The following is a 16,470-nucleotide window of genomic DNA, read 5'->3' as shown; positions in this document are numbered from 1 at the left end:
AGCTTATGATTGCGCCAGTGTTATCTTTCCCGACGTGAGTCCGGACGACGAGCGCCCCGATCTCGCCGCGATGCTGCATCCGTTGCTGCGGGCCCTGATCGCGGCGGAGTTGCCCGTGATCGAGGCGCACGACGTCTCGATGTGGGGCTACGCGGTGCTCACCGCGCTCGACGACACCCCGGTGCGTACCCAGGCGGCCCTCGCGGAGGCGATCGGCGCCGACAAGTCCCGCATCATCGGCACCCTCGACGAACTGCAGGACGCCGGCCTGATCGAGCGCACCCCCGACCCGAGCGACCGCCGGGTCCGGCTGTTGTCGATCACGCTCAAGGGCCGCCGGGTACGGCGTTCCGTGCGCAAGGCGATCCGGGCGGAAGAGGACCGCATCCTCGCGACCCTCCCGCCCGCCGACCGTGACGCCTTCCTCCGGGCCATCCGCACCCTGTACGACGCCCGCTGAGTCCACCGCCGGATGGAGGCCGCTCCCTCGCGAGAGTGATCCGCGACGTCGCCGGAACAACGAGACTCGCTGCATGGTGATCCGGCAGACGGCAGCAGTTCTGGCATGGGCAGCGGCGTACGGAGTCGTGCGCCTGTGGTTTGCCCTGGGCAACGGGCCGGAGTGGAAGCTTCCGGGCGACGATCTCCTGGTGCCTGACTGGGTTGCGGTGTTCGGTTGCGCAGTCAGCGCTGCAGCAGTGCTTGCTCTTGCCAGGCGGCCGAGTTCGCGCCTCCTCATCAGGTCGGTGTGGCTGCTCGCCGCCGGCTGGGTCGCTGCGTCCGCACTCGCGCTGCTCGACGTTGTCGGAGGCGTGCTGCCCGGCCTGGGAATCCCGTTCGACCTGGCGGGCATGCTGAGCAGGTTCGCCGCGCTCACCGGCGCCGCCCTCCTCGCCCGAACTGCCCTGACGCACCAGCGCAGGCTCGGCCCCGGCCGATCAGTGACCGAAACCCCCACCTGGGCTGTGATCGGCGCGTGGACCGCCGTGGCCGGATGTCTCATCCGGCTGGGCGCCCAAGCGGTCGTCGGCTTCGGCAAGACGCCGTACGACGCCGGCCTCTCGATGATCCTGTTCGAGGGCGGCTTCCTGCTGGCCGGGATCGTCCTGCCGCTGCTGCTCGTCCACCGTCTCGGCCGGATCTTCCCGCGCTGGATGCTGCTCCTTCCCGGCGGCAGCCTCGGTGCGGGCATCACGGCGTACTTCGGCGTCAGTCTCCTCCAGATGATTGCGGCCGCCGTCCAGGGCGAGCCCGCGTACGACGGCATCGACCTGCCCGCCGCCTTCTTCTGGGTCGCTGTGCCGGCCTACGTCCTCTGGGGCGCCGGCCTCGCCGTCGCCAGCTACGGGTACTACCTGCGCACCCGGGGCGCCACGACCGAATCCACGGTTCGCGAGGTGGAGGCTTCGCTTCCTGTGCAGAATGGTGGCGAGAAGGCGGCAGCAGCAGCGGAGTGATCCCGGCCGGGGCCGCACGATGCACGACAGACCAGGAGCGCCGATGGCCGATGACCGGGCGGCGCTGCTGCGCGAGTTGCACGACGTGCACGCGCCCGCGCTGTGGCGGTTCGTGGTCCGGCTGACCGGCGACGACCGGCTGGCCGAGGATGTCGTCCAGGAGACGTTGCTACGGGCCTGGCGCCGGCCGCAGATCCTGACCGAGGACGCGGCGGGAGCCCGGGCCTGGCTGTTCACCGTGGCACGCAATCTGGTCATCGACGACCGGCGCAGCGCCCGGGTCAGTCGCGAAGTCGCCAGCGACGACCTGCCGGAGAACCCGAGTGCCGACCACGCGAACGGCGTACTCGACGCATGGCTGGTGGCGGAGTCGCTGGCCCAGTTGTCCGAGGAACATCGGCAGGTGATCGTTCGTGCGTACTACGGGCGTCGTACGGTCACCGATATCGCGGAGGAGCTGGACATACCGTCGGGCACCGTGAAGTCGCGGCTGCACTACGGGTTGCGGGCCTTGAAGCTCGCGTTGCAGGAGAGGGGGGTGACGAGCCAGTGAGCGACCCGTACAAGGAATGGGACGCGGCCTACCTGCTCGGGGCGTTGCCGGCGAAGGACCGGCACGCCTACGAGGAACACCTGCGCACCTGTGACGAGTGCTCGGCCGAGGTGGCGTCGCTGGCCGGCGTACCGGGGGTCCTCGCGGCGCTGCCCGGCGACCGCGCCCTCGCGACCATCCCCGACGCCCCGCCGAACCTGTTGCCCGGTCTGGTCCGCGCGGTCCAGCAGGACGTCCGGAAGCGGCGTGTCCGGCTCGGCATGGCAATGGCCGGGATCGCCGCCGCGGCGGCTGTGATCGGGGCGGTGGTCGCGATCCCGCTCAGCCGCGAGGAGCCTGAGGGCGACTATGTCGTCCTGGCGCAGACCGTTGCCAGCAAGCTGTCCGCGGACGCCCGGCTGGTGCCGGAGCGCTGGGGTACGACGATCGAGATCAGCTGCCGGTACGACGAACTGGCCACGCCGAGCGAACGCGCCCGGGGCTACGAGCTGTACGTCACCGACACCTCCGGGAAGTCCCAGCTGATCGCGAGCTGGACGGCGGCACCGGGTACGACGGTCAAGCCGGCCGCGACCACGAAGCTGCAGCGCCACGAGATCCGGGCGCTGGACATCCGCAGCTCGGAGACCGGCCGGATCCTGCTCGCGGTCCACTTCTGACCACGGACCGCGCCAACGTGGTCGCGTTCGGCACGAATGGCCGGTTGCCGGTGGGGCACCTGAGAAGTCAAGAGGAGTGGTCGCTCGAGAGGCTTCTTCTCGAGACCCCGGTGTTCAGGGACGTGCACCGGGGTCGCTCTCTGACTCCGGCGTCAACGCCCGCGACCAGCGCGCCGGAATTTTTTTCCTCCGATCGTGTAACGCTCGCGCCGTCACCGGCGATACACCGTGTGTAACGCCACTGAGGATCCCGTCCCAGGTCAACCGCCCGAAGGGCCTGGGACGGGGTTCTCGTCCGCCGCGAGGCGCCCCGGCCGGGCGTTACGCACGAAGGCCCCCGGCATTCCGCCGGGGGCCTTCGCGTTGAATCCTCCCTCTGCGCCTCGTCACGAGGCATTCGCTATGACGCTTGTTCGGTCGGTCGGTGCGACTCCGGCGACGCGATCCGGTCCGCCGGCAGGCGTTCCGTCCGCTCGGTGCCGTCGTCGCCCTCGTACTGCACCAGGCCGGTCCATCCCGTCTCCTCGTGCTCACGGCCGATCAGCCAGCCGGGACGCCACTGACCGTCCACCAGGACGACCACATGGCTGGGCAGAGGGAGGCGGGACACCAGTTCGGTGCCGGGCTCGAACTCAGTCATGGCCGAAGGCTAAGTCGTTTCGGCGTTACGCGCCTCCTCGAGGCGTGTTTCCGCACGGTCTTCTCAGACTCTGGGCAGAAGTTCCCGGACAACGCCGCCGGCCAGCCCGAACTCCCGCACCGAGCCGGTCACCTTCAACGCGCGTCCTCCGGGGATGTGGCTCACCCAGCCTCGCCGCAGTGCATGTGCGCACAAGGCCGCGCCGACCGCGCCGGCCAGGTGCGGCCTGCGTTCGGTTACGTCCAGGCAGGACCGCAGCGAGGGTCGGCCGCGGCGACGCTCGACCACGATGCCGAGATCGTCCAGCCACGCCGTACCTTTCGCTGTCAGCGCGACACCGTCCGACCAGTCGATCAGGCCGCGCTCGGTCATCGCGTCCGCCAGTGCCACCCCCAGCTTGCCCGCGAGGTGGTCGTAACAGGTCCGAGCGCGCGCGAACGCGTCCCGCCTGCTCACTGCCGACAAGCTGTTCAGTACTTCGGTACGACGGGGTGCGAGCGCCGCGAGCCCTTCGATCAACTCGGCCGTGTCCGGACCCGCGAGTTTCAGGTACCGGTGCCGCCCCTGCCGGACCTCCGTCAGCAACCCGCCGTCGACCAGCAGGTTGAGATGTTCGCTGATCGTCGGCCGGGACACCTTCGCCACCCGGGCCAGCTCGGTCGCCGTCCATGCCCGTCCGTCGAGCAGCGCGAGGCACACCGTCGCCCGGGTGGTGTCGGCCAGCATCCTGGCCCACGCGGCCAGTTCCTGCCCCTCCGTCTGCGTGCTCACGTCTTCCATCATGCCGTCGGCACAGTTCGGCCCGCGCCGAAACGACGGGGACCTAGACGAGCCGGAGCCGGCCGACCTCTTCGTCGCTGAGTACGACGTCCAGCGTCGCGAGGACGGCCGGGAGTTCGTCGGCCGGTACGGCGCGCTGCGTGGTGCGGCCGTCGGCGTACTCGGTGGTGAGCTCGTTCCCGATCAGGCGACGTACGACGCCGTCGGCGACCCGCATCACCACCGGCCGGCCGGTGAACGGCGAGTTCGGGTGCGTCGAGACGTAGTGGTGGTACACCTCGTAGTCGATCGGCCGCACCGGCTCGTCGTTCGACGCGTGCTGCGGCTCCCAGCCGTCCGCGGTCTTCTTCGACAGCGTCCACAGGTCACCCTCGGCGGTGAGACGGTGGTCCCAGCCGGCCTGGTCGACGATCACGCCGTCCTTGAGCGGAGTCGGGTAGAGCTGGCCGGCGCCGAACCCGACATCGGCCAGGAACTCCTGCCCGTCCACACCGACCTTGAGCAGAGCATGCGTCCGCGGCCCCGACTTGTGCGGTTGCACGCGGGCCACCCGGCGTTCCACCTCGAACCCGAGTTGCTCCAGTGCGGCGCCGAAGAGCAGGGTGTGCTCGTAGCAGTAGCCGCCGCGTTGCCGCCGTACCAGCTTCGCCTGGATCGCGCTCAGCCCGATCCCGGGGTGTGTGCCGAGGATCACGTCGATGTTCTCGAACGGGATCGCCAGTACGTGTGCCCGGTGCAGACTGCGCAGGCTGTCCGCGGACGGTGTCACCCGCGGGTGCTTGATCCGGTCGAGGTAGGCGTCCAGGTCCAGTTCTTCGATGTCCCACATGACGCCTACCTCAACACTTCTAGTTCACTTGAGGTCAAGTTCGGTGAACAGGGTGAGCTGGATGCCACCCGGCGTCTCCAGCCGGGCGTTCAGCGAGTTCCACGGGGTCCGGGTCGGCTCGGCGATCACGGTGGCGCCGGCGTCGGCCAGTTTCCGGGTGGTGGCGTTCGAGTCGTCCACTTCGAGCGCGACCCGGTACTTCCCGGCGACCCGCCGGCCGACCTCCACCTCGTCGATGAACTCGGCCTGACCGGGATCCGCGATCTCCAGGGTCGCCCGCTCGATCTCGAGGATCACCACCCGCCCGTTCTCCGACGAGTACGACGCCCGCTCGGGCAGGCCGAGCACGTCCCGGTAGAACGCCACCGCCTCCTCGTAGTCGTCCGCTGTCACGACCAACCGCAGTTCCTTGACTGTCATGCGTCCCAGTATCAGAGCCAGCGCACCACCACGCCGAGGTGCCAACGATCGGAGTCGGCGAAGTCAGGCGTCGGCGTGGGATACCGCTCCGGTCGTCAGGCGGTAGCCCGTGTTGGCGGAGAACTCGGCGGACAGTGCGAAACGGTCACCGCGGACCAGGGTGTGACGCCACTCGACCGGGCGGTTCTGCGAGCTGCCCTGACGGTTGATGGAGAAGGCGGCGGCCTCCGGTGGGCAGCGGAGCAGCGCGCGTTCGGCCGGCGTGGGTACGACGGCTCGGATGTCTTCGCGGCCGTGGTCGAGCCGAAGTCCGGTGCGGGCGGCCAGTTCGTTGTAGAGGCTGGTGTGGGTGAAGTCGGCGTCCAGGAGCGATTCCGCGAGCGAGGCGGGCAGCCAGACGCGGTCGAGCGCGAGTGGTTCGTCACCCGCGAAGCGGAGGCGCTCGAGGTACAGCAGCGGGATGGACTCCTCCAGCTCCAGCCGGGCCGCGATGACCCCGTCGGCCCGGATGTCGAGCGCCCGTACGACGCTGTGCTGAGTCAGCCCGGAGGCTTCGACCGAGGAGAAGAGGCTGTACAGCGCTCCCATGGGCTGCCGGATCTCCGGGGTGGTCGCGACCCGCGGCTGTCGGCCGCGCTCGGCGACGATCAGGCCGTCCGCGCGGAGCTTGGCCAGCGCCTGCCGGACCGTGTGCCGGCTGACCTGGTAACCCTCGACCAGCGCGAGCTCGCCGGGAAAGGCCTCGTCGAACTCCCCGGCCCGCAGTCGCCGGACCAGGTCCTGCTGCAGCTGCTTCCACAGCGGCTGACCGCCGGAGCGGTCGAGCCTGCGCTCGGTCATCTGGTCGGCCTCCCGGGTTGCCAAATGTCCGGTCATCTCCTAACTTAAATGTGCGTACATTTTGTGTCAGGGGAGGACCGGTCTGATGGTGCAGGTCGAGGTTAGGCCAACCGCCCCGACCGCTGTCTTTCCTCGCCGCGCCCGCCGTGCCGCCGCTGTCGTTTCGCGGTTGCCCGGGTTGGCCGTCGTACTGACTGTGGCTGCTGCCGCCGTACCGCTCGGCCGGCTGGTGCCGGTGATCGGCGGCCCGGTGTTCGGGATCGTGCTTGGTGTGCTCGCCGGATGGCTGGTGCCTCGGTTGCGCTCCGAACGCTGCCGACCCGGGTATGCGTTCGCGTCCAAGGGGTTGCTCCAGCTGTCGATCGTCGTACTGGGCACCGGTCTGTCGCTGCACCAGGTCGCGCGCGTCGGGAGTTCATCGCTGCCGGTGATGCTCGGGACGCTGGCTCTCGCGCTGGGCGGAGCGTGGGTGTTCGGCCGCCTGCTCGGTGTCCGTGGTGACACCCAGACCTTGATCGGCGTCGGTACGGCGATCTGCGGCGCCTCGGCGATCGCGGCGACCGCGGCTGCGATCAACCCCAAGCGCTCGTCCGTCGCCTACGCGCTGGCGACGATCTTCACCTTCAACGTCGTCGCCGTACTCACGTTCCCGCCGCTCGGGCATCTGCTGGGGCTCAGCCCCGAGGCCTTCGGGTTGTGGGCTGGTACGGCGATCAACGACACGTCGTCCGTTGTCGCCGCCGGCTACACCTACAGCCAGCAGGCCGGCGACCAGGCGCTCGTGGTCAAGCTGACCCGTTCCCTGACCCTGGTCCCGATCGTCATCGCGCTCGTCGTACTCAAGTCGCGCCGCGACGCCCGGACACCCACCGCGGACCGTGCGCCCCGCCTGCCCTGGCGGAAGCTCGTCCCGCTTTTCCTGATCGGTTTTCTGGCCGCGGCCGCCCTGCGGAGCGCCGGTCTGGTGCCAGTGAGCTGGCTGCCTGGGTTGAGCCTGATCGGTACGTTCCTGATCACGTGCGCGCTGGTCGCGATCGGGCTGTCGCTACGCCTTCGGGAGCTGCGTGACACCGGACCAAGGCCCCTCCTCCTCGGAGCGATCCTCTGGGTCCTGGTCGCACTGGGCAGCCTGGGTCTCCAGGCTCTGACCGGCGGTATGTGACCGCGCGATCAAGGCGACCCCAGGCGCTTGCGGTTCACGATGTCGAGGTCGAGAGTGGTGCTTGGGGGTGGCACAAATGACTACTGCACAAGGCGATGTGGCGCTGCTCGAGGACCCGGTCGCACAAGAGCTGCTCGGATCACGGCAACTGGCACGACTGGCGTACACGTGGCGGGACGGGACGCCCCGGGTGGTGCCGATCTGGTTCCACTGGACCGGCGAAACGATCACGTTCGGCACACCACCGAAGGCCCCGAAGGTGAAGGCGCTCCAGGAGCGGCCCGAGGTCTCGGTCACGATCGACGACGAGTCCAAGTGGCCCTATCACGCCCTGCTCGTCCGCGGTCTGGCGTCGGTCGAAATGCTTGACGACGTCTGCCCGGAGTACGCCGCGGCCGCGTCGCGGTACTTCGGGCCGGAGCAGGGGCAGGCATGGGTGGCCACACTGCGCGGCGAACCCATGGCGAGGGTTGCGGTCAGGCCGACCTGGGTCGCGGTGCTCGACTTCGAGACCCGCTTCCCAAGCGCCCTGACCGTCACCGAGGTCCCCTGAACTTCAGTCCTTCTCGTAGGCGGCCTGCCGGGTCTGCACGGCCTTGATCCGCGGTACGTCGAGCTTGTTGCTGCGGTCGAACCGGTAGATGCCGTTCTCTTCCTGGAACACGTCGGTGAGCTGCGTGTAGCAGTATCCGAACATCAGCGGGTTGTCGAGCAGTACGTCGACCAGGCCGGCGAACCGGACGTAGAACTCCTCCTCGTCCGCGATTCGCTGGCCGTAACCCCATGACTCCTTGGTGTTGTTGCCTTGGGACCGCGCGGCTGCTTCGGGGTTCCACCAGATGCCGCCGAACTCACTGCAGAAGTACGGCTGACCGGCGTACGGCTGGGAGATCGGCCGCTGGTCGGGCCCGCCGGTGTTCCCGTACGGCTTGCCGTCCGCCAGACCCGCCATCTGCTTCGCGAACTCGGCCGGGTCCTGCTCGTAGTTGTGCGAGTCCCAGACGTCGGTCTCCGGCACGCGGTGCGAGTACCCGGACGCGTCCAGGACCGGGCGTGTGGTGTCGGCGGCCTTGGTGGCCAGGAACATCGCCCGCGTCACGTCGTCCAGCTGGGTGATCCGGTCGTGCAGGAACTGGTGCGTCTCGTTCAGCGGGCACCAGCCGATGATGCTCGGGTGGCTGTAGTCGCGCTCGACCGCCTCCAGCCACTGCGTGACGAACGACGCGGTCGGCTGCTGGTTGTTCTCCTGGGTGCCGTCGGCAACATTTCCGCCCCAGTCGCCGAACTCGCCCCAGACCAAGTAGCCCAGCCGGTCCGCGTGGTACAGGAACCGCTCCTCGAACACCTTCTGGTGCAGCCGTGCGCCGTTGAACCCGGCGGCCAGGCTCAGCTCGATGTCCGCGACCAGCGCCGCCTCGGACGGCGCCGTCATCAGGCTCTCCGGCCAGTATCCCTGGTCCAGCACCAGCCGCTGGAACACGTGCTTGCCGTTGATCAGGATCGCCTGGCCGTTGATCGACACCGACCGCAGCCCGGCGTAGCTGTCCGCGCCGTCCACAACGTTGCCTTCGGCATCGATCAGCTCGAGGTGTACGTCGTACAGGTGCGGGTCGGCGGTGTCCCAGAGCCGGACCCGGTCGGCCGGGAGTTGCAGCGTGAGCCGCGGCGCCAGGTCGAGATCGGCCCGGACCTCGGCGGTCGCCACGTTACCGTCGCTGTCCTTGAGGACCGCGCGGACCTTCCAGCCTGGCTTGTTCGCCGAGACCGGCACCTCCAGGTGGAAGCTGGAGCCGGCCACGTCCGGGGTGATCCGCGGCCTGTCGAGGTGCACGCTCGGCACAGCCTCGAGCCAGACCGTCTGCCAGATGCCGGTGGTCCTGGTGTAGTGGCAGCCGTGGTTGAAGTAGGTGGTCGTCTGCTTCCCCCGCGCCTGGACGCCGTACCGGCTGTCCCGGGCGCGGACCACGATCACGGCCTCCTCGCCCGGCGCGGCGACGTTCTTCAGATTCGCGCTGAACGGGGTGAAGCCGCCGCGGTGACGGACCACCTCGACGCCGTTCACCCAGACCGTCGCGTCGTGGTCGACGGCCTGGAAGTGCAGCACCGCGTCCTTGCCCGACCACTCGGCCGGGATCGTGACGGTCGTCCGGTACCAGACCGCCTCGAGGAAGTCGACGTTCTCGATCCCGGACAGTTCGGACTCGGGTGCGAACGGTACGACGATCCGCTGCAGCAACTCGCGGTCCCGGACCCCGCGCTCCAGACCGGAGTCGGACCGGTCGATCTCGAACTGCCACTCGCCGTTCAGGTTCAGCCAGTCCGGCCGGACGAACTGCGGACGCGGGTGCTCAGGGCGGGGTTGGGTCATCGAGAACTCCCGTGATTCGGAGAGAGGAGAGCGGGCGGTCGACACGACAGTACAACGTTGGAATAGCCTCAGCAACAGGCGTTCTGGGGTGTGAGAAACACCGGTCGACCAGGATCCGCCCACCCATTTCCGACGAACTGCGGTCAGAGGTTGAGTAGGTGGGCGCCGTTGTGCCGGCAGACGGCGCGTAGCCAGGTGTCGCCGAGGTTCAGGGACTCCAGGGCGGAGAGTTGGGTGGCGTAGTCGTAGGGGATGTTGGGGAAGTCGGAGCCGAGGACGATGCGGTCCTGGAGGTCGCCGAGGCGTGAGGTCAGGGAGCGCGGGAACGGCATCAGCGCTTCGGTGAACGGAGTCAGGGCCATCGTCGTGTCCAGGTGGACGTTCGGGTATGACGTGAGCGCCAGGTGCTCGGCGTACTCCGGCATGCCGAGGTGCGCGATGACCGCGGTCAGGCGCGGGTGCTTCCGGAGTACTTCGCCGAACGGCCCCGGACCGGTGTGCCGGCCGGGGATCGGGCCGGAGCCGCAGTGGACGACCACCGGTACGGCGGCCTCGGCGAGCTGACCCCAGACGTCGTCGAGTTCGTCGTCGCGAGGGTCGTAGTCGCCCACCTGCACGTGGACCTTGAAGATCCGCGTGCCCTTCTCCAACGCCTCACGGACGTAGTCCGAGGCGCCGGGCTCGGGATAGAACGTGCCACTCGGCACGCAGCCGGGGGTCGCCTCGGCGAAGTCCCGCGCCCATGCGTTGAGCCAGGCCGCCATCCCGGGCTTGTGCGGATAGACCAACGCCGTGAACGCTCGAACGCCGAGCGCATCCAAGGTCTTCAGACGCTCCTCGACGGACGTGCGGTAGTTGATCGGCCAGGCCGTCCCGTAGTGCTCCGACGCCTGGTCGAAGTACGCCCACACCGCGTTCATCACCTGGTCGGGCAGGAAGTGCACGTGCACATCCACGAGCCCGTCCAGCCCCAGCCGCTGCCACCACGCCGGCACATCCTCGTCGCGCACGAGCACCAGCCTAAGTCGCGTCCGGCGGTCACCAGCCTCCTGCGTGGGATTGGGGCGGCGCTGGACCGTCAGAGACGACCTAAATGCCCACTGCGGTTGCGCCTCCGCTGTCTAACGAGTCAAGATGTTGTTTGAGTGTTAGAGAGGTGCATGCCGTGAACTACCAACCCGAGCTCGTCGGCGGTCATCTGGCGCTCGATCTGGTCAACACCGTGGCCTGGCGGCTGGACGATCGGCGGCGGGTCGACCGGATCGCGGATCCGGTCAACCTGCGCAGGTGGCTGACAGCCGGCGGTCTCGAGCCGCCGGCCCGAGTCACGCGCGCCCAGCGGGATCAGTTGGTGCGGTGCCGCGAGGACGCCTATGCGGTGTTGCATCCGCTCGCGGTCGGCGCGGAACCGGCCGCCCGCGATCTCGCCGTACTGCGGGACCTGATCGAGGACGCCGTACGGGACGCCTGGCTGGTCAGCGCGCGACCGCTGACCTGGCGCGCCACCACCGTCGTCGACCGGCTGCGGCTGGCCGTCTGGCGACTGTTCGAGGACGAGGACCTGAGCCGACTGCGGCAGTGCGATGACGACGATTGCGGCTGGCTGTTCCTGGATCGGACCAGGAACGGGTCGCGCCGGTGGTGCAGTTCGGCGGACTGCGGCAACCGGGCCCGGGCTCGCAGGCACTATCAGCGTCGTCGCGCCGGAGTGTCGCCATGATCGAGATCCAGCGGGCCGGCTTCGCCGAGGGAGTCCGGCTCGGGCTCGGACCGGCCGGTGCGGCTTTCGTCCTGGCCCTCAGCTTCGGCGCCGAGGCGGAAGCCCGGGGCTGGGGACTCGGCCTGCCGGTCCTGTTCTCCGCCCTTGCCTTCTCCGGTTCGGCGCAGTTCACCCTGCTGACCGCCCTGTCGGGCGGCACCGTCGCGGCCGCGGTCGCGTCGGCGGCGCTGATCAACGGGCGCTACCTCGTGATGAGCGTCGCGCTGAACGACAGCCTGCACGGAAGCCGGCTGAGCCGGGCACTGCAGGCGCAGGCGCTCGTGGACGCTTCGTTCGTCTTTGCTCATCGCAACGACGGCCGGTACGACGTCTCCCGCCTGATCGGCGCCAGCCTGCCGCAGTGGGTCACCTGGGTGCTCGGGACCGCCGTCGGCGCGCTGACCGCACCGTCGGCTGATCTGATGCACCGGCTCGGGCTGGATGTCGTGTTTCCGGCGTTCTTCCTGGTGCTGGCGCTGGACGAAGTGCGGCGCTCTCGCCGGGCGCTCGCCGCATCGCTGCTGGGAGCCGTCGTGGCCGCCGGCCTGTTGCTGGTGACCGATCCCGGCTACGCGCTGCTCGGTGCCACCGCGGCCGCACTGATCGGCCTGATTCCGGCACACGGGCCGGATCCCGATCTCGAACGTGCTGAGGCCGGAGAGGAGAAGGCATGAGGTTGTGGCTGGCGGCCTTGGCCGTCACGGTCGTCAACTGGCTCATGAAGGCCGGCGGGCCGCTGCTGATGGGCGAACGCAAGTTGCCCCCGGCGGCGGTTCGCGTCGTGGGTCTGATCGCGCCCGTCCTGCTCGCGGGCCTCATCGTCACCGAACTCGGCGGCAAGCGACTGGACTGGACACAGCTCACCGGCGTCGGTGTCGCCGGGATCCTCTCCGTCGTCAGAGTCCCGCTGCTGCTGGCGGTCGCCGCGGGGATCGTTCTCACCGCCGGGATTCGGCTGCTGATCGGCTGACCGCCGGATCGGCCGTGCCAAGCTTTTCAACAGCTACGTAACTACGTACTATCCACAGTGTGGAAGATCCTGTGGATAACCGGCTCGCAGAGCTGGAGCGGCGGATCGCCGCGCTGGAATCCACGGCCGCTCAGCGGGAAGCGAGGCGTAGGCGGCCCGGCGGCGGGCACGCCCAGGCGGCCCGGGCGCTCAGGGCACTCCGGGCCAGGCAGGACTGGTCAACCGCGGCGCCGACCCTCGCGGCGCTGGGCAGCCCGACCCGGCTCACCCTGCTGCGCGAGATCGTCCACGGTCACGCAACCGTCAGCGCACTCAGCCAGGTCGAGGGTCTCGGCACGAGCGGGCAGATCTACCACCACCTCCGGCACCTCACCGCCGAAGGCTGGCTCCACAACCCCACCCGCGGCGTCTTCGCCATCCCCCCGTCCCGCCTCACCGCCCTCCACACGATCCTCGACAGCCTGGACGAGTGATCAGGCCGCCTGGTCGGAGAGCCAGAGGTTGATAAGGCCTCGGAAGTGGGCGTAGAACTGGTCGGTCTCGTGGGCCGGGTAGGTCGTGGCGACCGTGTTGCGGAGGAGATGGTCGAAGTCGGGGCCGGCGAACCAGTCGCGGACGCGGGCGTCGAAGTCGGGCAGGTGCTCGGCGCACCACTCGTGGTACTTGGCCGTTTCGAAGTGTTCGTCGGCCAAGGCGAGGTAGGCGTCGACTTTGGCGTCGTAGTCGAGGGACTCGTCGTCGGCGATCTCGAAGTACCGCTCGGTGTGCAGGTCGACGCTGCTGCGCCGGCCGGTCGCCAAGGAGAAGACCGACCACTTGACCAGCGCGCTGAGCGCCCACGGGAAGTAGTAGTGCAGTGAGGTGACGGCGACGTCCGGGCAGGCGTTGGCGTAGTCGATCGGGTGGACCGAGTCGCCCTTGACCAGCATCTCGCAGGAGTTGAACTCCCAGCCGAAGAACGCGTTCACGATCCGGCTGATCGCCACCGCCTGGTGGCCGGCGGACGGGCTGAGGAAGTCGTGCGAGACGGCGTACCGGTTGTGCATCGGCTCGTCCGGCCGGAAGTCCATCACCATCGTCTCGGCGCCGATCGACAGCGCGCGGGCGAACTTGTCGTACTCGATCGTCGCCTGCAGGTGCATCAGCATCTCGCCGGACTGGTCGTAGGCGCGGTGCAGGTCGTCCTTGTTGTCGATCCGCGACACCCCGCGCCAGCCGCCGCCGTCGAACGGCTTCATGTAGAGCGGGTAGCCGAGGTCCTCGGCGATCGCGTCCAGGTCGAACGGCTTGTTGTACTTCGCCGACGTGTACGCCCAGCGCACGTTGTCGACCGGGTTCTTGTACGGCACCAGCACGGTCCGCGGGATCTTCAGGCCGAGCCGGAGCATCGCGCAGTACGCCGAGTGCTTCTCCATCGACTGGAACGTGAACGGCGAGTTCAGCAGGTAGGTGCCGTTCATCAGCGCGGCCTTCTTCAGCCACTCGCGCGGGTGGTAGTACCAGTACGCCAGCCGGTCGATCACCAGCCCCACCCGGACCGGATCGGTCAGGTCGAACGGCTCGATCGTCAGCCGCCTGGACCCGAACTCGTGCTCCGAGCCGTCGAGTGTCACCGGTCCGACGCGTTGCAGCAGCGCCTCGAACGCCTGCGGCCAGTCCTCCTCGGCCCCGAGCAACAACCCGATCAAATGCCGTGAGCGGTCAGCCACAACGTCTCCTAAGGTCGATGGGTCAGACGAATCGGGGCAGGTGGTGGGCGATCTGCCGCCGCCACCAGGGCCAGTCGTGCGCTACGTCGTACCCCCAGAGGTCCAGCTCATGCGGGATGCCCTTGTTCGCCAGTACTGCGGCCGTCGCACGGGCGGACGGCAACGACCCGGTCGGGTTCGTCTCCCAGTCACCTTGCCCGACCGTGAGCACGATGTAGATCCGGCTGCGCAGCCAGTCCAGGTGGTCGCCGTCGAGGTTGGGCAGGTAGTCGGCCGGGTTGTTGAAGTACGTCGCCTCGCCGCGCTCACCCCAGCCGTGCCAGCTGGCCGCGTCGTAGTTGCCGGACTGGCAGATCGCAATCGGGAACAGATCGGCCCGCTTCAACGCGAAGTTAAGTGCGTGGAAGGCGCCCAGGCTGCAGCCGGTGGTGATGATGTCGGCGACGCCGGGAGAGTCGGCGCCGATCGCCGGGACGACCTGGTTGACGATCCACGACTCGTACAACCCGTGCCGCCGGGCGCGGTCCTCGAGCTGGATGCTCCGGTCGGACCAGCTCACGTGGTCGTAGGAATCGACGCAGTAGAGCTTCACCCGGCCGGCCTCGATCAGGTCCGCGACGGCGTCGACCATGCCGTTGTTCTCGTAGTCCCAGGCGCGGCCCTGCTCGCTCGGGAACACCAGCACCGGGCGGCCGAAGTGGCCGTAACGGATCACGGTGCCGGGACGGTCAAGCCCCGGCGCCTCCAGCTCGACCTGTTCCCGCTCCATCAGCCTCACCCCAGGCTCGTCGCAGTAGATCCGTGAGATCAGGATCCAGCACATCACGCCAGGCTGTGAAGTTGTGCATGTCCGGCGTTTCGCCGAACTCGACGCGCTGCCCGAGCTCGGCCAGCTTGGCCGCCATCACGCGGTTGTTGTGGACGTTCTCCTCCGGCGTCCCGGCCGTCATCCCGACCACCGGCGTACTCGGCGCCGTGGTTGCCGTGAGCACCTGGTTCACGAAGCCGGTGACCTCGGCGTAGTACTCGAACTTCGCCTCCTGCGGGTCGGTCTCCGGCGTGAAGAACGACCCCGACTGCAGGAACAGCCCGTCGAAGCTGCCGGGATGGTTCCACTCGGCGTGCAGCGCCGCGAGCGCACCCAGGCTCGCGCCCATCAGGACGGGCTTCCGGCTCCGGTACTGCGTCTTGATCGCGGGCAGCACGTACTGCGTCAAGGAGTCGGCGTACTGCGGGTTGGCGGCGTACCAGAGGTTTCGGGCGGTCGGCCGGATCAGCGCAAGGCGGAAGGGCGGGAGCGTGCCTTCAGCCACCATCGCGCCGGCGTAGTGCGTCAGGCCGGCGTACGCGGCGAACTCGGGACCGTCGTGCGAGAGCAGCAGCGGCAGCTCGAACGTCGGGGCGATGCCTTCGGGCGCCCACACCTCGACGTCGACCGGGCCGACCGGGGAACTGACCGAGTGGGGGGTGAGCGTCGAGGCGATCGGCTCGACGGAGATCCAGGCGGGCTCGACGTACCCGGGAAGCGGCAGCCAGGAGTGCTCCCCGAACGCGCCGCCGACCACCCGTGGGTTGGTCGGGTCGGTCTGCATCCCGACGTCCGCGATGTCGAACAGGTACTCCATCCGGTGCACCGAGGGTCGTGGCAGCCGCAGCTCCCAGCCGTAGTCGACCGGCTTGAACTCGAGCGACTCGGCCGCGAGACCCAGTTCCTGCCACAGTTTGACGCCGGTGAACGCATGCGAAGGATCGCTGAGGCGGAACACCACCTCAGCGCCTTCGACGGCACTCTCCACTGCGGGCATCCGGACCACGGTACAGGCGGAAAAACTGACATTCCCTGTCAGTCATCGCTGTCTATCCTGGGTGCGTGGTCGATCTCACGGATATCCGGGCAATCACAGCAGACCTGCCGAGAAGCTACGAGGTACTGGTCCGGGACCAGATCAAGTTCCGGGTCGGGCAGATCGTGTACCTGGCGGTCGCGCCGGACGAGCAGACGATCGGGATCGGGTTTCCGCGCGAGGAGCGGGAGGCGGCGCTGGCGGCGGAGCCGGAGAAGTTCTTCCGGCCGCGGCCGTCGGACGAGCGGTTCCAGTGGATCCAGGTCCGGCTGGATGCGCTCGAGTTCGAGGAGCTGCGCGAACTGGTCCTGGACGCGTGGCAGCTGTGCGTGCCGAAGAAGGTCGCGGCCGAGTATTTCGCCACTCACGGTGAGCAATAAGGGGCCTAGGGCAACTGTCTCCTCCGGTGGTAGGACCCGGGTGCTACCCAGGCCCGACGAACGGCCCGGCAGAACCCTTCTCGCGACTGATGAGCCGGCG

The 16,470-nt window shown here is 68.8% G+C and carries 21 protein-coding genes; 11 read left to right on the top strand and 10 right to left on the bottom strand.

The features are described 5' to 3' along the window. Positions 1-34: 34 nt before the first annotated feature. The 4 genes from ACYVOK_RS30900 (at position 35) to ACYVOK_RS30885 (ending at position 2,669) form a co-directional block, all read left to right on the top strand. Positions 35-460 (top strand): MarR family winged helix-turn-helix transcriptional regulator, encoded by a 426-nt coding sequence (locus ACYVOK_RS30900; protein ID WP_460666106.1) that lies wholly within the window; start codon positions 35-37, stop codon positions 458-460. A gap of 73 nt (positions 461-533) precedes the next feature. Beyond that, the gene (locus tag ACYVOK_RS30895; RefSeq protein ID WP_460666105.1) at positions 534-1,457 is read left to right on the top strand and encodes a hypothetical protein; all 924 of its coding nucleotides are present in this window, start codon (positions 534-536) and stop codon (positions 1,455-1,457) included. 43 nt (positions 1,458-1,500) lie between these two features. Next, the gene (locus tag ACYVOK_RS30890; protein WP_460666104.1) at positions 1,501-2,010 is read left to right on the top strand and encodes a sigma-70 family RNA polymerase sigma factor; all 510 of its coding nucleotides are present in this window, start codon (positions 1,501-1,503) and stop codon (positions 2,008-2,010) included. Next, positions 2,007-2,669, top strand: a complete 663-nt coding sequence (locus tag ACYVOK_RS30885; RefSeq protein WP_460666103.1) for an anti-sigma factor family protein — start codon at positions 2,007-2,009, stop codon at positions 2,667-2,669. The genes ACYVOK_RS30890 and ACYVOK_RS30885 overlap by 4 nt, the downstream gene beginning before the upstream one ends. 400 nt (positions 2,670-3,069) lie before the next feature. Here the strand turns inward: ACYVOK_RS30885 and ACYVOK_RS30880 are convergent, their stop codons facing one another. From ACYVOK_RS30880 to ACYVOK_RS30860, 5 genes are all read right to left on the bottom strand, one after another. Next, positions 3,070-3,309 (bottom strand): hypothetical protein, encoded by a 240-nt coding sequence (locus tag ACYVOK_RS30880; RefSeq protein WP_460666102.1) that lies wholly within the window; start codon positions 3,307-3,309, stop codon positions 3,070-3,072. A gap of 63 nt (positions 3,310-3,372) precedes the next feature. Continuing rightward, the gene (locus tag ACYVOK_RS30875) at positions 3,373-4,080 is read right to left on the bottom strand and encodes an ArsR/SmtB family transcription factor (protein WP_460666101.1); all 708 of its coding nucleotides are present in this window, start codon (positions 4,078-4,080) and stop codon (positions 3,373-3,375) included. Between the two features lie 52 nt (positions 4,081-4,132). Further along, positions 4,133-4,918, bottom strand: coding sequence for an arylamine N-acetyltransferase family protein (locus tag ACYVOK_RS30870; protein ID WP_460666100.1), 786 nt, complete (start codon positions 4,916-4,918; stop codon positions 4,133-4,135). Positions 4,919-4,942: 24 nt separating this feature from the next. Beyond that, positions 4,943-5,338: a VOC family protein gene (locus ACYVOK_RS30865; RefSeq protein ID WP_460666099.1), complete on the bottom strand. Its 396-nt coding sequence runs from the start codon at positions 5,336-5,338 to the stop codon at positions 4,943-4,945. A gap of 63 nt (positions 5,339-5,401) precedes the next feature. Then, complete coding sequence (locus ACYVOK_RS30860) at positions 5,402-6,214, bottom strand: GntR family transcriptional regulator (RefSeq protein WP_460666098.1); 813 nt, start codon at positions 6,212-6,214, stop codon at positions 5,402-5,404. A gap of 133 nt (positions 6,215-6,347) precedes the next feature. Here ACYVOK_RS30860 and ACYVOK_RS30855 point away from each other — a divergent pair, with 133 nt between their 5' ends. Both ACYVOK_RS30855 and ACYVOK_RS30850 read left to right on the top strand, forming a co-directional pair. Then, entirely contained in the window at positions 6,348-7,340 is a 993-nt protein-coding gene (locus ACYVOK_RS30855; protein WP_460666097.1) for a YeiH family protein, read from the top strand. A gap of 76 nt (positions 7,341-7,416) precedes the next feature. Beyond that, positions 7,417-7,893, top strand: a complete 477-nt coding sequence (locus ACYVOK_RS30850) for a pyridoxamine 5'-phosphate oxidase family protein (RefSeq protein ID WP_460666096.1) — start codon at positions 7,417-7,419, stop codon at positions 7,891-7,893. A 3-nt stretch (positions 7,894-7,896) separates the two neighbouring features. Here ACYVOK_RS30850 and ACYVOK_RS30845 read toward each other — a convergent pair whose 3' ends face one another. Together ACYVOK_RS30845 and ACYVOK_RS30840 are read right to left on the bottom strand one after the other, a co-directional pair. Continuing rightward, positions 7,897-9,708, bottom strand: coding sequence for a glycoside hydrolase family 2 protein (locus tag ACYVOK_RS30845; RefSeq protein ID WP_460666095.1), 1,812 nt, complete (start codon positions 9,706-9,708; stop codon positions 7,897-7,899). A 143-nt stretch (positions 9,709-9,851) separates the two neighbouring features. Then, positions 9,852-10,718 carry an amidohydrolase family protein gene (locus tag ACYVOK_RS30840; RefSeq protein ID WP_460666094.1) on the bottom strand — a complete coding sequence of 289 codons (867 nt, stop codon included), beginning with the start codon at positions 10,716-10,718 and terminating at the stop codon, positions 9,852-9,854. A 155-nt stretch (positions 10,719-10,873) separates the two neighbouring features. On the opposite strand from ACYVOK_RS30840, the gene ACYVOK_RS30835 reads away from it, so the two are divergent. From ACYVOK_RS30835 to ACYVOK_RS30820, 4 genes are read left to right on the top strand one after another with little or no spacing between them, the layout of a single operon-like run. After that, the gene (locus ACYVOK_RS30835) at positions 10,874-11,428 is read left to right on the top strand and encodes a CGNR zinc finger domain-containing protein (RefSeq protein ID WP_460666093.1); all 555 of its coding nucleotides are present in this window, start codon (positions 10,874-10,876) and stop codon (positions 11,426-11,428) included. Then, a complete protein-coding gene (locus tag ACYVOK_RS30830) occupies positions 11,425-12,141 on the top strand; it encodes an AzlC family ABC transporter permease (RefSeq protein WP_460666092.1) in 717 nt (238 codons plus the stop codon). The genes ACYVOK_RS30835 and ACYVOK_RS30830 overlap by 4 nt, the downstream gene beginning before the upstream one ends. Continuing rightward, a complete protein-coding gene (locus ACYVOK_RS30825) occupies positions 12,138-12,437 on the top strand; it encodes an AzlD domain-containing protein (RefSeq protein WP_460666091.1) in 300 nt (99 codons plus the stop codon). The genes ACYVOK_RS30830 and ACYVOK_RS30825 overlap by 4 nt, the downstream gene beginning before the upstream one ends. 59 nt (positions 12,438-12,496) lie before the next feature. Next, entirely contained in the window at positions 12,497-12,910 is a 414-nt protein-coding gene (locus ACYVOK_RS30820) for an ArsR/SmtB family transcription factor (protein ID WP_460666090.1), read from the top strand. Here ACYVOK_RS30820 and ACYVOK_RS30815 read toward each other — a convergent pair whose 3' ends face one another. Genes ACYVOK_RS30815 through ACYVOK_RS30805 form a run of 3 tightly spaced genes read right to left on the bottom strand, consistent with a single transcriptional unit; the run spans position 12,911 to position 15,951 of the window. Further along, on the bottom strand, positions 12,911-14,146 hold the full coding sequence (locus ACYVOK_RS30815) for an ATP-grasp domain-containing protein (protein ID WP_460666089.1): 1,236 nt from the start codon (positions 14,144-14,146) through the stop codon (positions 12,911-12,913). A 22-nt stretch (positions 14,147-14,168) separates the two neighbouring features. Then, positions 14,169-14,915, bottom strand: a complete 747-nt coding sequence (locus ACYVOK_RS30810; protein WP_460666088.1) for an esterase family protein — start codon at positions 14,913-14,915, stop codon at positions 14,169-14,171. After that, on the bottom strand, positions 14,875-15,951 hold the full coding sequence (locus ACYVOK_RS30805; protein ID WP_460666087.1) for an alpha/beta hydrolase: 1,077 nt from the start codon (positions 15,949-15,951) through the stop codon (positions 14,875-14,877). Before ACYVOK_RS30805 ends, ACYVOK_RS30810 begins: the two co-directional genes overlap by 41 nt. 65 nt (positions 15,952-16,016) lie before the next feature. Here ACYVOK_RS30805 and ACYVOK_RS30800 point away from each other — a divergent pair, with 65 nt between their 5' ends. Beyond that, on the top strand, positions 16,017-16,370 hold the full coding sequence (locus tag ACYVOK_RS30800; protein ID WP_460666086.1) for an MmcQ/YjbR family DNA-binding protein: 354 nt from the start codon (positions 16,017-16,019) through the stop codon (positions 16,368-16,370). Positions 16,371-16,470: the final 100 nt, after the last annotated feature.

Source organism: Kribbella swartbergensis, from assembly GCF_054784135.1.
This window is presented reverse-complemented; position numbering and strand designations above follow the sequence as displayed.

What these genes read in the sequence shown, in the direction of transcription:
- ACYVOK_RS30890 (WP_460666104.1), top strand. Translation starts at nt 1,501, where the DNA reads ATGGCCGATGACCGGGCGGCGCTGCTGCGCGAGTTGCACGACGTGCAC.
- ACYVOK_RS30895 (WP_460666105.1), top strand. Translation starts at nt 534, where the DNA reads ATGGTGATCCGGCAGACGGCAGCAGTTCTGGCATGGGCAGCGGCGTAC.
- ACYVOK_RS30805 (WP_460666087.1), bottom strand. Translation starts at nt 15,951, where the DNA reads ATGCCCGCAGTGGAGAGTGCCGTCGAAGGCGCTGAGGTGGTGTTCCGC.
- ACYVOK_RS30870 (WP_460666100.1), bottom strand. Translation starts at nt 4,918, where the DNA reads ATGTGGGACATCGAAGAACTGGACCTGGACGCCTACCTCGACCGGATC.
- ACYVOK_RS30860 (WP_460666098.1), bottom strand. Translation starts at nt 6,214, where the DNA reads ATGACCGGACATTTGGCAACCCGGGAGGCCGACCAGATGACCGAGCGC.
- ACYVOK_RS30825 (WP_460666091.1), top strand. Translation starts at nt 12,138, where the DNA reads ATGAGGTTGTGGCTGGCGGCCTTGGCCGTCACGGTCGTCAACTGGCTC.
- ACYVOK_RS30830 (WP_460666092.1), top strand. Translation starts at nt 11,425, where the DNA reads ATGATCGAGATCCAGCGGGCCGGCTTCGCCGAGGGAGTCCGGCTCGGG.
- ACYVOK_RS30810 (WP_460666088.1), bottom strand. Translation starts at nt 14,915, where the DNA reads ATGGAGCGGGAACAGGTCGAGCTGGAGGCGCCGGGGCTTGACCGTCCC.
- ACYVOK_RS30845 (WP_460666095.1), bottom strand. Translation starts at nt 9,708, where the DNA reads ATGACCCAACCCCGCCCTGAGCACCCGCGTCCGCAGTTCGTCCGGCCG.
- ACYVOK_RS30850 (WP_460666096.1), top strand. Translation starts at nt 7,417, where the DNA reads ATGACTACTGCACAAGGCGATGTGGCGCTGCTCGAGGACCCGGTCGCA.
- ACYVOK_RS30865 (WP_460666099.1), bottom strand. Translation starts at nt 5,338, where the DNA reads ATGACAGTCAAGGAACTGCGGTTGGTCGTGACAGCGGACGACTACGAG.
- ACYVOK_RS30880 (WP_460666102.1), bottom strand. Translation starts at nt 3,309, where the DNA reads ATGACTGAGTTCGAGCCCGGCACCGAACTGGTGTCCCGCCTCCCTCTG.